A 12,732-nucleotide genomic window follows, 5' to 3' on the forward strand; every position below is an offset into this window, starting at 1 on the left:
AGAGCAGAAGGAGACGAGAGCCATGACCTCGATCGCCCACCCCCGCAAGGCCGCCCGCACCACCACCACCGCCACCACCGGCGGAGCGGTCGCCGCCACGACGGCGGTCCGCGCCGGGACCGGGGCCGGGGCGCTCGCGGTCCTGCGCGTCGCCACCGGGGCCGTGTTCCTGTGGGCCTTCCTCGACAAGCTGTTCGGCCTCGGCTACGCCACCAAGTCCGCGAGCGCGTGGATCAACGGCGGCTCGCCCACCAAGGGCTTCCTCAGCCGCGTCGCCGTCGGCCCGTTCGAATCCACCTTCCACGCCATCGCCGGCGCCCGGTGGGCGGACTGGCTGTTCATGCTCGGCCTGCTCGCCATCGGCCTCGCCGTCACCGCCGGCATCGCCCTGCGCCCCGCCGCCGCCGCCGGCACCCTGATGATGCTGCTCATGTGGGCCGCCGAATGGCCCCTGGCCCGGTTCACCTCCGCCGGCGAGCCCAGCATGTCGACCAACCCCCTCATCGACTACCACGTCGTCTACGCCCTCGCCCTGATCGCCGTCGCCCTCACCACCGCCGGCGCCACCCGGGGCCTGGCCCACTGGTGGGCGACCCTGCCGGCGGTCCGCGACCACACCTGGCTGCGGTGACGGGCGGCGGCAGGGCGAAGGAGGGGCGTCCCGGTGACGCCCCTCCTTCGCCCTGCGACGACGGCCGGGTGGGGCGGTGCGCATACTGGACGCACGCCGACGCGCGGGTGTCGCACACCGCACGGCAGGTCCAGGTGCCCCGTGCGGGGCGGCGCGGGTCGGCGAACCAGGGGATCAGGCGGATGAAGGGGCTCATCGGTGGCGCGCGTGTTCTTGGTGGACGACCACGAGGTCGTCCGGGTCGGTGTCCGTGAGCTGCTCAACAGCGACGACGACCTGGAGGTCGTGGGCGAGGCCGGGTCGGTGGCCGAGGCGTTGGCGCGGGTGCCGGGCAGCGGCGCGGACGTCGCCGTGCTCGACGTGCGACTGCCCGACGGCAACGGCATCGAACTGTGCCGCGAACTGCGCTCCCGGCTGCCGGAGCTCAAGTGCCTGATGCTGACCTCGTTCACCGACGACGAAGCCCTCTTCGACGCCATCATGGCCGGCGCCTCCGGGTTCGTCCTCAAGCGCATCGTGGGCCACGACCTGCAGAACGCCGTGCGCACCGTCGCCGCCGGCGGGTCACTGCTCGACGCCCGCTCCACCGCCGCCCTGCTGGACCGCATCCGCCGCGAACGCGACCAGGGCGACCCCACCCGCTCCCTCACCGAGCAGGAACGCACCGTGTTCGACCACATCGGCGAAGGCCTCACCAACAAGCAGATCGCCGAGAAGATGTTCCTCGCCGAGAAGACCGTCAAGAACTACGTCTCCCACCTCCTCGCCAAACTCGGCCTCGAACGCCGCACCCAGGCCGCCGTGCTCGCCACCAAACTCCGCAAACCCGCCCCCTCGAACGAGGAATGACCCGAGGTTCCCGGTCGGCTTCGGCCGACCGGAACCTCAGCTGGTGCTCCAGCGCTTGCGCAGCCACAGGCTGACGTAGACCAGGCCCACCAGCACGGGAACCTCGATCAGCGGGCCGACCACGCCGGCGAGGGCCTGGCCGGAGGTCACGCCGAACACGCCGATCGCGACCGCGATGGCCAGCTCGAAGTTGTTGCCGGCGGCGGTGAAGGCGAGCGTGGTGGTCCGCTCGTAGGACAGGCCGGACGCCTTGCCCAGCGCGTAGCCGCCGATCCACATCACGGCGAAGTACACCAGCAGCGGCAGGGCGATGCGGGCGACGTCGAGCGGCTGCGAGGTGATCCGGTCGCCCTGGAGGGCGAACAGGATGACGATGGTGAACAGCAGGCCGTAGAGGGCGACGGGGCCGATCCTCGGCAGGAACTCCGACTCGTACCAGTCCCGGCCTCGGGCGCGTTCGCCGAGACGGCGGCTGAGGTAGCCGGCGGCGAGCGGGATGCCCAGGAAGATGACCACGGACAGGGCGATCTCCCACGGCGAGAAGTCCAGCGACGTGGTGTCCAGGCCCAGCCAACCGGGCAGCAGGTCGAGGTAGAACCAGCCGAGCACCCCGAACATGACGACCTGGAACACCGAGTTCAGCGCGACCAGGACGGCGGCGGCCTCGCGGTCGCCGCAGGCCAGGTCGTTCCAGATGATGACCATGGCGATGCAGCGGGCCAGGCCGACGATGATCAGGCCGGTGCGGTACTCGGGCAGGTCGGCCAGGAAGGTCCAGGCCAGCGCGAACATCAGCGCAGGGCCCAGCACCCAGTTGAGCACCAGCGAGAGCAGCATCGTCCGCCGGTCGCCGGTGACGGTGTCCAGCCTGTCGTAGCGGACCTTGGCCAGCACCGGGTACATCATCAGCAGCAGCCCCAGGGCGATGGGCAGCGAGACCCCGGCGACCTTGACCGAGTCCAGCACGCCCTGCAGACCGGGGACGAACCTACCCAGCGCGAGACCGGCGACCATCGCGACGCCGATCCAGACCGGCAGGAAGCGGTCGAGGAAGGACAGTCCGCCCAGGACGTCCGACCGCTCGGGGGTGCGCGCGCTCACCAGGGCCTCCGGCGAGGCCGGCCTTCACCACGACGGGCGCTCGACGCCCCGTCCGTCGACGACTCCACGATCCGACCGCCTCTTCTCCGATTGACGTTCCCCGCACAGTCAACCATAATTGAGTCAATGAGTACTGACTGGTCTCCGGACCTGGTGGGACGAGCGCGTGTGCACGCGGCCCTGGGCGAGCCCGCCCGGCTGGCCGTCGTGGAGCTGCTGCTGCTCGGCGACGCCTCCCCCGGCGAGGTCGGCAGGGCCCTCGCGCTGCCCAGCAACCTGCTCGCCCACCACCTCAAGCTGCTGGAGCAGGCGGGCGTGGTGGAGCGGTCCCGGTCGGAGGGCGACCACCGGCGCACCTACCTGCGCCTGCGCACCACCGCGCTCGCCGGTCTCGTGCCCACGGACCTGCGGACGGCGCCGCGCGTGGTGTTCGTGTGCTCCCACAACTCGGCCCGCTCGCAGCTCGCCGCCGCGCTGTGGGAGCGGCACAGCGACGTGCCCACCGCGAGCGCCGGGACCCGGCCCGCCGAACGCGTGCACCCGCTCGCCGTGGCCACCGCCCGCGCGCACGGCCTGTCGCTGACCCGCGCCCGGCCCCACCACCTCGACGACGTGCTCGAACCCGAGGACCTGGTCGTGGCCGTCTGCGACAACGCCCACGAGGAACTCGACCCAGCCGACCACCGCCTGCACTGGTCCGTGCCCGACCCGGCCGCGGTCGGCACCGAGGACGCCTTCGACCGCGCCTATCGCGACCTGGCCGACCGCGTCGAACGCCTCGCCCCCGCTGTGCGCACCACCCCGTGATCCCCTCCGACCGAAGGACGACCCGTTGAGCCGCAAGCCCGAGGTCCTGTTCGTCTGCGTCCACAACGCCGGCCGCTCCCAGATGGCCGCCGCCCTCCTCCAGCACCACGGCCTGGGCCGCGTCGAGGTGCGCTCGGCCGGGTCCGCGCCCGCCGGCCAGGTCAATCCCGCCGCCGCCCAGGCACTGGCCGAGTGGGGTCTGGACGTCACCGCCGAGGTGCCCAAGAAGCTCACCACCGAGGCCGTCGAAGCCTCCGACGTGGTCGTCACCATGGGCTGCGGCGACACCTGCCCCCTCTTCCCCGGCAAGCGCTACCTCGACTGGGCCCTCGACGACCCGGCGGGCCAGGGCGTGGAGGCCGTGCGCCCGATCCGCGACGACATCGACCGCCGCGTCCGCGCCCTGCTGGCCGAACTGCTCGACCAGCCCGCCTGACCGAGGCCCTCCGCCGGCGGCGCGCCCACGGCCGTGCCCGCCGGCCCCGGGCGTGCGGGCCCCTACCGCCCCCGCACGACACCCGTCCGCCACGCCCACGCCGCGACCTCGACCCGGTTGCGCGCGGACAGCTTGCGCTGCACGTTGCCCAGGTGCGTCTTCACCGTCGCCACCGTCACGTACAGCTCGGCCGCGACCTCGTCGTTGGTCCGCCCCAGCGCCACCAGCCGCACCACGGCCAGTTCGCGCCCGGTCAGCGGCTCGTGCGGCGCGCGCTCCGGCGGCTCCCGCGCCTCCCGGTCCGGCGCCAGGTGGGACAGCAGCCGGACGGTCACGTTCGGCGAGATCATCGACGCACCCGTCGCCGCGGCGCGCACCGCCTCCACCAGCAGCGCCGGGGACATGTCCTTCAGCAGGAAGCCGCACGCGCCGTTGCGCAGCGCCCGGTACACGTACTCGTCCAGGTCGAAGGTCGTCGCGATCAGCACGTTCAAGGGGTCGCGCGTCCCCGGTCCCGCCAGCAGCCGGGTCGCCTCCAAGCCGTCGATCCCCGGCATCCGGATGTCCAGCAGGCACACGTCCGGCCGCAGGCGCCGCGCCTCGGCCACCGCGGACTCCCCGTCGCCGACGCTCGCCACGACCTCCATGTCCGGCTGCGCGCCCAGGATCATGCCGTACGCCGAGCGCATCATCTCCTGGTCGTCGGCGATCAGCACCCCGATCGTCATGCCAGCGATGATGGCAGACGCGCGGTGACCCGCCAGCCCGCGTCCGACGGCCCGGCGCTCAGCGTCCCGCCCACGGCCTCCACCCGCTCCGCCAGCCCCACCAGGCCGAACCCGCCGCCGGACAGCACGGGCGCGTCCGCCGCGCGCCCGTCGTTCGTCACGCTGACCTCCAGCCCACCGTCGGCCGGCCGGGCGTCCACCCGCACCCGCGTCGCGTCCGCGGCGTGTCGCAGCACGTTGGTCAGCGATTCCTGGACGACGTGCCGCACGGCGTCGAGCACGTGCGCGGGCGGGCGGGCCCCGCGCAGGTCGTCCGACACGGACGCGACCGCGCGCGGCGGACCGGGGAAGTCGCGCACCGCCTCGCCCAGCACGTCCGCGAGCAGCCGCCGCTCCTCCGGCGGCCGCTCGTCCCGCAGCACGGTGATCATGCCGCGCATGGACGCCAGCGCCTGCGACCCGGTCCTCTCGATGGCCGCCAACATGGCGTCCAGGGCCTCCGGTGACGGCGGCGTCCCGGCCGCCGTGGTGTACCGGACCGCCCTGGCCTGCGCCACGATCGCGGTGACGTGGTGGGCGACGAAGTCGTGCAGGTCACGCGCGTACTCCAGGCGCTGCTCCTGCTTCGCCAGCGCGTGCAGGTCCGCGCGCCTGCGCTCGTGCAGCCTCAGGTACAGGCCGAGCAGCACCATGAACAGCATGCCGAAGCCGACCAGCCCGACCAGGTCGGGGACGAAGGCGCGGTCGTCGGTGTCGAGCCGCACCGGCAGCACCGCGGCGGCGACCGTCAGCAGCGGCACCTGCCACAGCAGGTGGCGCACCGGCCGGAGCATCACCACCCGCACGACCAGCCACGAGAACGCCGCCAGCTCCACGACCCCGAACGTGTTGTCCAGCCCGACGGGCACCTGGTGGGCCACGACCGTGAACGCCACCGACACCAGTGCGGCAGGCGTCACGAACCGGGTCCGGGACAGCGCGAGCGCGGGGAGCACGCCGCACACCGCCAGGCCGACGCCGCCGGGCACGCGCTCGGCCGAGCAGACCTCCACGACCAGCGCGACGAGCGCGACGGCCCCCACGACGAGCGTCGTGAACAGCTGCGCGGGTGGGACCCTCCGGATGCCGGGCATGGCAGAACGCTACGACAGCGTCCTCACGGGACACCTCAACCGAAAGGTGGAGGCGGGGCGGTCCGGGTCCACCGCGCGGTCGATCCGCGCGGGGCGGCGCGCGGACAGCATTGCCCACTGTGACGGATCAGGTGGTGGCCGAGGCGGAATCACTCGGCAAGGTGTACGGGCAGGGCGGGAACACCGTGGTCGCGCTGGACGGTGTGTCCGCGCGCTTCCGACGGGGTGAGTTCACGGCGGTGATGGGACCGTCCGGATCGGGCAAGTCGACGTTCACGCACTGCCTGGCCGGTCTGGACACCCCGAGCAGCGGCAGGGCCAGGATCGGCGGGATCGACCTCGGCTCGCTGTCCGAGCGGGAGCTGACCAGGCTGCGGCGCGAGCGCGTCGGTTTCGTGTTCCAGTCGTTCAACCTGCTGCCCACGCTCACCGCGTGGGAGAACGTCGTGCTGCCGCTGTCGATGTCCGGGCGCGAGCCCGACGCGGCGTGGGCGGAGCGCATCGTGGGGGCGATGGGCCTCGCCGACCGGCTCGACCACCGGCCCGCCCAGTTGTCCGGGGGTCAGCAGCAGCGCGTGGCGTGCGCCCGCGCCCTGATCACCCGGCCCGAGCTGGTGGTGGCGGACGAGCCGACCGGCAACCTGGACTCCCGGTCCGGCGCCCGCCTCCTCGACCTGCTGCGGCTGTGCGCGCACGAGTGGGACCAGACCGTGCTGATGGTGACGCACGACCCCGTCGCCGCGGGCTACGCGGACCGCGTGCTGTTCCTGGCGGACGGCAGGCTCGTCGACAGCATGGACCAGCCGACCGCGGACCGGGTGCTCGACCGGATGCGCCGGTTCGACGCGGGGCAGGAGGTGCGCTGATGTTCCGCCTCGCACTGCGCTCGGTGCTCGCCCGCCGATCGCGCTTCCTGCTGCCGGCGACCGCGGTCGTGCTCGGCGTCGCGTTCGTCGTCGGCGCCCTGCTCTACACCGCGTCCGTCCGGGCCTCGATCACCGCGTCGCTCCCGGCGCCGAGCGTGGAGGTCACCACCCTCGACACCCTCGAACCGGGCGTCTTCGAGGCGGCGCGCGGCGTCGCGGGCGTGGCGACCGCGACCGCCTACTCGCAGGGTCGGGCGTTCGTCGTCGACCGCGACGGCGCGCTGGTCGGTCCGCCCGGCGCGGCGGTGGGGGTGAACCGCGTCGAGGGCGAGCACACCACGGTGTCCGGGCGGGCGCCGTCCGGGGGCGGGGAGGTCGCGCTCGACGAGTGGACGGCCGAGCGCACCGGCTACCGGGTCGGCGACCGGGTCCGCCTCGTCGTGACCGGGACCTCCCGCGGGTTCACCGTCTCCGGTGTCGTCTCGGCCAGGTCGCCGGAGACGGCGGCGGGCGGCACGCTCGCGGTCTTCGACCCGGGCACGGCGCGGGAGCTGTTCGGCGACACCAGGATCGTGCTCACCCCGGCGGCGGGCACCTCGGAGGCGGCGCTCGCCGCAGCCGTGCGGGAGGCGGTTCCGTCCGGCACCTTCGTCGAGGTCGTCGGCGCCGGGACCGCCCTGGCGGGCACCGGGAAGCTGACCTCGATCCTGCTCGGGTTCGCCGCGGTGGCGTTGTTCGTCGCGGTGTTCGTGGTCGCCAACACCTTCACGATGCTGGCCGCCGCCCGCAGCAGGGAGCACGCGCTGCTGCGCGCGGTGGGCGCGGACCGCCGCCACGTGACGCGCATGGTGCTGGCCGAGGCGCTGCTGATCGGCGGGGTGGCGACGGTCCTGGGCTACGCCCTCGGTCTCGGCGGGGCCGTCCTGCTGGGCGACCTGTTCGCGGTCACCGAAGGGCCGGCCGGCCCGGTGGACGCCTTCGCGCCCGAGGCCGTGCTCGCCGCGCTGGGCGTGGGCCTCGGCGTCACGGTGGTGGCGGCGTGGCTGCCGGCCCGCCGGGCGGCCTCCGTCCCCCCGGTCGCCGCGCTGCGCGCGGGCGTGCCGCCGCCGGTCAAGTCGTTGCGCCGCCGGAACGCCGCCGGTGTCGTCGTGACCGCGGTGGGCGTCGCCGTCACGCTCGCCGCGGCCGGCAGCCAGGACCTCGTCTACCTCGGCGCGCCGCTGCTGGTGATCGGCCTGGTCGTGCTGACCCCGCTGGCCGCCACCGGCCTCACCGCCGTGCTGCGGCGTCCGCTGGTCGCGCTGACCGGCATCCGCGGCAAGCTCGCCGTGGAGAACGCCCGCCGCAACCCGCGTCGCACCGCCTCCACGTCGAGCGCGCTGATGGTGTGCCTGGCGGTCTGCACCGCGGTGACCGTGCCCATCGTGTCGGCCGACGCGGACGCCGTGCGGGAAGCGGACACCGGTGCGCGCGCGGACGTCCGGATCGACGCCATCGAGTTCGCCGCCCTGGCGCCCGACCTGCCGGAGCGCGTCGCGGCGATCCCGGGCGTGCGGGCGGTCACCCCCGTCACGCCCGGTCTGCTCCGACTGCCCGGCGGGGACTCCGTCGCCTTCGCCGCCGCGGACCCCGGCGCGCTGGACGACTTCTTCGGGATCACCGCGCGCGAGGGTTCGCTGGACGACCTGGCGGGTGGTGTCGCCGTCACCTCGGAGGCGGCGCGGCAGTACGGCTGGCGGCTCGGTTCGGTCCTGTCCGGCGAGTCGCGGGGGACGCCGCTCTCGGCGACCGTGGAGGCGGTCTTCGACGCGCCGCAGGGGTTCGACCACGAGGCCGTGCTCCCGGCGGACGCCCTGCCCGACCGCTCGCCGGGCACCGTGCTGGTCCAGTCCGCCCCGGGCGGCGCGGAGGCGTTGCGCGACTCGATCAGGACGACCCTGGACAACCCGACGGCGGTCGTCCGGACGCACGCCGACCACCTGGAGGCGGTGGGCGCGCAGTACGCGGAGTTCCTCGCCGTGCTCTACGCGCTGCTGAGCGTGTCCGGGCTGATCGGCGCGCTCGCGGTGGTGAACACGATGACGATGTCCGTGCTGGAGCGCACCAGGGAGATCGGCCTGCTGCGCGCGGTCGGGCTCGACCGGAAGCAGGTGAGGTCGGTGCTGCGCCTGGAGTCGCTGGTGGTCGCCGGGCTGGGCGCCGGGCTCGGTCTCGTGGCGGGGTGCGTGATCGGGGTCGTGCTGGTGCTGAGCCAGGGCGGCATCGACGTCGTCGTGCCGTGGGGCGGGCTCGCGGTGCTCGCCGCGATCACCGCGCTGATCGGCGTGACGGCCGCGCTGCTGCCCGCGCGCCGGGCGGCCGGGCTCCCGGTGCTCGACGCGCTGCGCAGCGACACCGAGTAGGACCACGTCGCCGGGGCACCCCGCTCGGTCGCCCCACCGCATGTCGGTGGCGGCCTCGTCGTCGAGCGGGTGCTCGACGACGAGGCCGGCGCCGGGACCTCCAACCGGTCCGGGCGCGCGGCGTCAGGCGGGGTTCGGGACGGTGGCCCACACGGTCTTGCGGTCGGGCCGGCGCCGCACGCCCCACGCCGAGCACACGCTGTCGATGACGACGAGCCCGCGCCCGCGGGTCGCCCCCAGCGCCGACTTCCCGAGTCGCAGGACCGCGTCGGACGCCGCGTCGTCCACCTCGACCCGCACGGCGCCGTCGGTCAGCGGCACCACGCTCACCGCCAGCAGCCCGCACCCGTGGTCGTAGGCGTTCGACACCAGTTCGGTGATCACGAGCTCGACGTCGCAGACCAGGTCGGCGGACGCGTCGCGCAGGCGCGTCCGCACCCACTGCCGCAGCCTGGACAGGGGTGGTGGCTCGTGCGGGGAGAAGGCGAACCCGCCGTCCGACCCGGGCGTCTCGGTGTTCACACGTTCCCGGGCTCTCCCTGCTCGTGCCGGCGTTCGTCTCGGCACGCGGTGCGGCCAATCGGTACTACCCGGTGGGGGCGGCGGCCAAACCCGACGGCGGCGGAACGGCCGGTCGGCCGGTCGCGTGCCGTACCGTCGGGGGCGGGCCCGGGTAGGGCCGATCGCACCGGGAGGTGTCGGGATGATCGCCACCATCACAGGCGCGTGCCTCGCGCTGTTGCTGACCGCCGCCGCGCTCGTCCGCCTGCGCGGCCGGTGGTCGGTTCCCGGGACGTCCGGCCGGGCGCTGCGGTGGGTCGCGGTCGCGGTGACGGTCGGGATCGCGGTCGCGCTGTTCCCGGTGGTGTGGTCCGACAGCGGGGGCGCCACCGCCTACCTGCTCGGTCTTCCGCTGGTGGTCGCGGCGGCGGTCGTGGCCGCCGACCTCACCGGCCGCGCCGTCGGGGTGGTCACGGCGGTCGCGGCGCTGGTGATGCTCGTCTGGGCGCTGGTGCTCGGCCTCGGGCCCGGCGTGTACTTCGCGCTGCCCGCGCTGATCCTGGGGCTCGCGGCGTTGGCCTCCGTCCGGCCGCGTCACCAGGCGGTGTCGGGCGCCTGAGCCCCCTGCCGACGCCTCCGCGCAGCGCCGTGCGAGACGGGGGCCGTCGGCCGGTCGAGTGAACGCCCGTCCGTTCCGGGCCGGGGCCGTTGACCTCCGCCGTGCGCGGCACGGATGGTGCGAACACCTCCGGAACCCGCCGCGGACGGCGGGGCGATGCCGGGAGGGGAACGACGACGTCCCGCAGGTCCCTGCTGTTCCTGCTCGTCGCGGTCGTCGCGCCGCTGGGCGTCGTGGCGGCCCAACAGCCGTCCTCGGTCGAGGTGCGGTACCGCACCATGCCGCTCGGCGACTCCGTCACCGCCGGTCCGGGGTGCCGGCGGGCCCTGCTCTGGAACCGGCTCCAGCAGGCAGGCCACGTCAACGTGGACTTCGTCGGCAGCCGGACCGGCGGTGGCTGCTCCGTGCCGCACGACGACGACCACGAGGGGCACAGCGGCCACTCCGCCACCGGAGCACTGCCGCGCGGGTCCGATGTGGACCGCCGGTCGCGCCGCCGGGCCGGGTCCGGCCTCGGCCGGCGGCCATACTGTGCGACAGCCGATGCGAACCGACGGAGGAGCTGCAGATGGTGATCGTCGCGGGGCACCTGGTCGTCGATCCGCACCGACGCGAGTCCTACCTCGCGGACTGCGCGAGCGTGGTCCGCCAGGCGCGCGACGCGCCCGGTTGCCTGGACTTCTCCGTCACCGCGGACCTGGTGGACCCGGGCCGCGTCGTGGTCTTCGAGCGCTGGGAGTCGCGGGCGGCCGTCGAGGCGTTCCGCGGCAGCGGCCCCGACGGCGGTCAGGGCGCCGCGGTGCTCGCCGCGTCGGTGGCCGAGTACGACGTCGCCGACGTGCGCTCGCTGACGTGAGCCCGGTGCGGGGGTCCTCCCGCACCGGCCGGTTCAGGTGTCGCGCTCGCGGCGCGGCCACGCGGTCGGCCTCGCCAGGCCGGGCCGGCGGTGGATCGCCGGGGGATTCCCGCCGGCACCCGGTCGCTCCGGGCGGTGCCGATGCCCTCCAGCGCACGTGCCCGGTCGCGGTGGGCGTCGGCGGGAGGCCCCGTGCCGCGCTGATCGCGCGCGCCCGCTCCTCGATCGGTGGGATGTGACAACGCCGAGTCGGCCTGGTTAACGCCACGTGACAGGGCTCACCACGATCGGGTTGGTCCCCGCCTTCCTCCATCGGGTGGAATGCCTGGTGGCGGGGTGGATACCCCGGTGTCACGACGACGGGTGATCGAGGAGTGGGCGCGTGCCGATCCTGGACGAGAAGTTGGGCGACATCTACGACGAGGTGCTGCGGCGGAACCCCGGCGAGGACGAGTTCCACCAGGCGGTGCGCGAAGTCCTGGACAGCCTCGGTCCCGTGGTCGCCAAGCACCCCGAGTACACCGACGCCGCGGTGATCCGCCGGTTGTGCGAGCCCGAGCGGCAGATCATCTTCCGGGTCCCGTGGGTCGACGACTCCGGGGCGGTGCGGATCAACCGCGGCTTCCGGGTGGAGTTCAACTCCGCGCTCGGCCCGTACAAGGGCGGCCTGCGGTTCCACCCCTCCGTGTACCTGGGGATCGTCAAGTTCCTGGGCTTCGAGCAGATCTTCAAGAACTCGCTCACCGGCATGCCGATCGGCGGCGGCAAGGGCGGTTCGGACTTCGACCCCAAGGGCCGCTCCGACGGCGAGGTCATGCGCTTCTGCCAGGCGTTCATGACCGAGCTGTACCGGCACATCGGCGAGTACACCGACGTGCCCGCCGGGGACATCGGCGTCGGCGGTCGGGAGATCGGCTACCTGTTCGGCCAGTACAAGCGCATCACCAACCGCTACGAGTCCGGCGTGCTGACCGGCAAGGGGCTGACCTGGGGCGGTTCGCAGGTACGCACCGAGGCCACCGGCTACGGCACCGTGTTCTTCGCCGAGGAGATGCTCAAAGCGCGCGGCGACTCGTTCGACGGCAAGAAGGTCGTGGTCTCCGGGTCTGGCAACGTCGCCATCTACGCCGCCGAGAAGGTCGCCCGGCTCGGCGGCACGGTGATCGCCTGCTCGGACTCCAACGGGTACGTGGTCGACGAGCACGGCATCGACCTCGCGCTGCTCAAGGACGTCAAGGAGAAGCGCCGGGCCCGCATCGCCGACTACGCGGAGGTCCGGCCGGGCGCCCACTACGTCGAGGGCGGGTCGGTGTGGGACGTCGCCTGCGACGTCGCGCTGCCCTGCGCCACGCAGAACGAGCTGAACGGGCGCGACGCCGCCACGCTCGCGAAGAACGGCTGCGCGATCGTCGCCGAGGGCGCCAACATGCCGTGCACCCCGGACGCGGTCCGGCTGTTCACCGACGCCGGCGTCCTCTTCGCGCCGGGCAAGGCGGCCAACGCCGGCGGGGTGGCCACCAGCGCCCTGGAGATGCAGCAGAACGCGTCGCGGGACTCCTGGGGCTTCGAGCACACCGAACGGCGGCTCGCCGACATCATGCACGGCATCCACGACCGCTGCCTGGAGGCCGCGGACCTGTACGGCAAGCCCGGGAACTACCTGGCCGGGGCGAACATCGCCGGCTTCATCCAGGTCGCCGACGCGATGCTCGCCCTCGGCGTGATCTGAGCCGCCGGCCGGCCGGACCGCGTGCTCCCGGTGCGGGACCACGCAGTCCGGCCGGCCGCGGGTGATCCCCGCCG

General features: G+C 74.0%; 13 protein-coding genes. 9 read left to right on the forward strand and 4 right to left on the reverse strand.

The window, feature by feature from the left end; all coding sequences use genetic code 11:
• Positions 1–22 precede the first annotated feature (22 nt).
• Both J2S66_RS12590 and J2S66_RS12595 read left to right on the forward strand, forming a co-directional pair.
• Positions 23–631, forward strand: a complete 609-nt coding sequence (locus J2S66_RS12590; RefSeq protein ID WP_310307151.1) for a DoxX family membrane protein — start codon at positions 23–25, stop codon at positions 629–631.
• A gap of 198 nt (positions 632–829) precedes the next feature.
• The gene (locus tag J2S66_RS12595) at positions 830–1,480 is read left to right on the forward strand and encodes a response regulator transcription factor (protein WP_310307152.1); all 651 of its coding nucleotides are present in this window, start codon (positions 830–832) and stop codon (positions 1,478–1,480) included.
• Positions 1,481–1,516: 36 nt separating this feature from the next.
• Here the strand turns inward: J2S66_RS12595 and arsB are convergent, their stop codons facing one another.
• Positions 1,517–2,581, reverse strand: coding sequence for an ACR3 family arsenite efflux transporter (gene arsB / locus J2S66_RS12600; RefSeq protein ID WP_310307153.1), 1,065 nt, complete (start codon positions 2,579–2,581; stop codon positions 1,517–1,519).
• Positions 2,582–2,707: 126 nt separating this feature from the next.
• On the opposite strand from arsB, the gene J2S66_RS12605 reads away from it, so the two are divergent.
• Both J2S66_RS12605 and J2S66_RS12610 read left to right on the forward strand, forming a co-directional pair.
• On the forward strand, positions 2,708–3,388 hold the full coding sequence (locus J2S66_RS12605) for an arsenate reductase/protein-tyrosine-phosphatase family protein (RefSeq protein ID WP_310307154.1): 681 nt from the start codon (positions 2,708–2,710) through the stop codon (positions 3,386–3,388).
• Positions 3,389–3,413: 25 nt separating this feature from the next.
• Positions 3,414–3,824 (forward strand): arsenate reductase ArsC, encoded by a 411-nt coding sequence (locus tag J2S66_RS12610; protein WP_310307155.1) that lies wholly within the window; start codon positions 3,414–3,416, stop codon positions 3,822–3,824.
• 62 nt (positions 3,825–3,886) lie between these two features.
• Here the strand turns inward: J2S66_RS12610 and J2S66_RS12615 are convergent, their stop codons facing one another.
• Positions 3,887–4,552 carry a response regulator gene (locus tag J2S66_RS12615; protein WP_310307156.1) on the reverse strand — a complete coding sequence of 222 codons (666 nt, stop codon included), beginning with the start codon at positions 4,550–4,552 and terminating at the stop codon, positions 3,887–3,889.
• Positions 4,549–5,685 (reverse strand): sensor histidine kinase, encoded by a 1,137-nt coding sequence (locus J2S66_RS12620; RefSeq protein WP_310307157.1) that lies wholly within the window; start codon positions 5,683–5,685, stop codon positions 4,549–4,551. Before J2S66_RS12620 ends, J2S66_RS12615 begins: the two co-directional genes overlap by 4 nt.
• Before the next feature lie 119 nt (positions 5,686–5,804).
• Between J2S66_RS12620 and J2S66_RS12625 the strand changes: the two genes are divergently transcribed.
• A complete protein-coding gene (locus J2S66_RS12625) occupies positions 5,805–6,551 on the forward strand; it encodes an ABC transporter ATP-binding protein (protein ID WP_310307158.1) in 747 nt (248 codons plus the stop codon).
• Positions 6,551–8,953 carry an FtsX-like permease family protein gene (locus J2S66_RS12630; RefSeq protein ID WP_310307160.1) on the forward strand — a complete coding sequence of 801 codons (2,403 nt, stop codon included), beginning with the start codon at positions 6,551–6,553 and terminating at the stop codon, positions 8,951–8,953. Before J2S66_RS12625 ends, J2S66_RS12630 begins: the two co-directional genes overlap by 1 nt.
• A gap of 123 nt (positions 8,954–9,076) precedes the next feature.
• On the opposite strand, the gene J2S66_RS12635 is transcribed toward J2S66_RS12630, so the two are convergent.
• Positions 9,077–9,475: an ATP-binding protein gene (locus J2S66_RS12635; protein WP_310307161.1), complete on the reverse strand. Its 399-nt coding sequence runs from the start codon at positions 9,473–9,475 to the stop codon at positions 9,077–9,079.
• Positions 9,476–9,656: 181 nt separating this feature from the next.
• Here J2S66_RS12635 and J2S66_RS12640 point away from each other — a divergent pair, with 181 nt between their 5' ends.
• From J2S66_RS12640 to gdhA, 3 genes are all read left to right on the forward strand, one after another.
• Positions 9,657–10,073 carry a hypothetical protein gene (locus J2S66_RS12640; protein WP_310307162.1) on the forward strand — a complete coding sequence of 139 codons (417 nt, stop codon included), beginning with the start codon at positions 9,657–9,659 and terminating at the stop codon, positions 10,071–10,073.
• 568 nt (positions 10,074–10,641) lie between these two features.
• Entirely contained in the window at positions 10,642–10,929 is a 288-nt protein-coding gene (locus J2S66_RS12645) for a putative quinol monooxygenase (RefSeq protein WP_310307163.1), read from the forward strand.
• A 388-nt stretch (positions 10,930–11,317) separates the two neighbouring features.
• Entirely contained in the window at positions 11,318–12,658 is a 1,341-nt protein-coding gene (gdhA, locus tag J2S66_RS12650) for an NADP-specific glutamate dehydrogenase (protein ID WP_425566451.1), read from the forward strand.
• Positions 12,659–12,732 lie beyond the last annotated feature (74 nt).

The sequence above is a fragment of the Saccharothrix longispora genome (assembly GCF_031455225.1).
Taxonomy (GTDB): domain Bacteria; phylum Actinomycetota; class Actinomycetes; order Mycobacteriales; family Pseudonocardiaceae; genus Actinosynnema; species Actinosynnema longispora.

What these genes read in the sequence shown, in the direction of transcription:
- J2S66_RS12590 (WP_310307151.1), top strand. Translation starts at nt 23, where the DNA reads ATGACCTCGATCGCCCACCCCCGCAAGGCCGCCCGCACCACCACCACC.
- J2S66_RS12645 (WP_310307163.1), top strand. Translation starts at nt 10,642, where the DNA reads ATGGTGATCGTCGCGGGGCACCTGGTCGTCGATCCGCACCGACGCGAG.
- J2S66_RS12640 (WP_310307162.1), top strand. Translation starts at nt 9,657, where the DNA reads ATGATCGCCACCATCACAGGCGCGTGCCTCGCGCTGTTGCTGACCGCC.
- J2S66_RS12620 (WP_310307157.1), bottom strand. Translation starts at nt 5,685, where the DNA reads ATGCCCGGCATCCGGAGGGTCCCACCCGCGCAGCTGTTCACGACGCTC.
- J2S66_RS12630 (WP_310307160.1), top strand. Translation starts at nt 6,551, where the DNA reads ATGTTCCGCCTCGCACTGCGCTCGGTGCTCGCCCGCCGATCGCGCTTC.
- J2S66_RS12605 (WP_310307154.1), top strand. Translation starts at nt 2,708, where the DNA reads ATGAGTACTGACTGGTCTCCGGACCTGGTGGGACGAGCGCGTGTGCAC.
- J2S66_RS12615 (WP_310307156.1), bottom strand. Translation starts at nt 4,552, where the DNA reads ATGACGATCGGGGTGCTGATCGCCGACGACCAGGAGATGATGCGCTCG.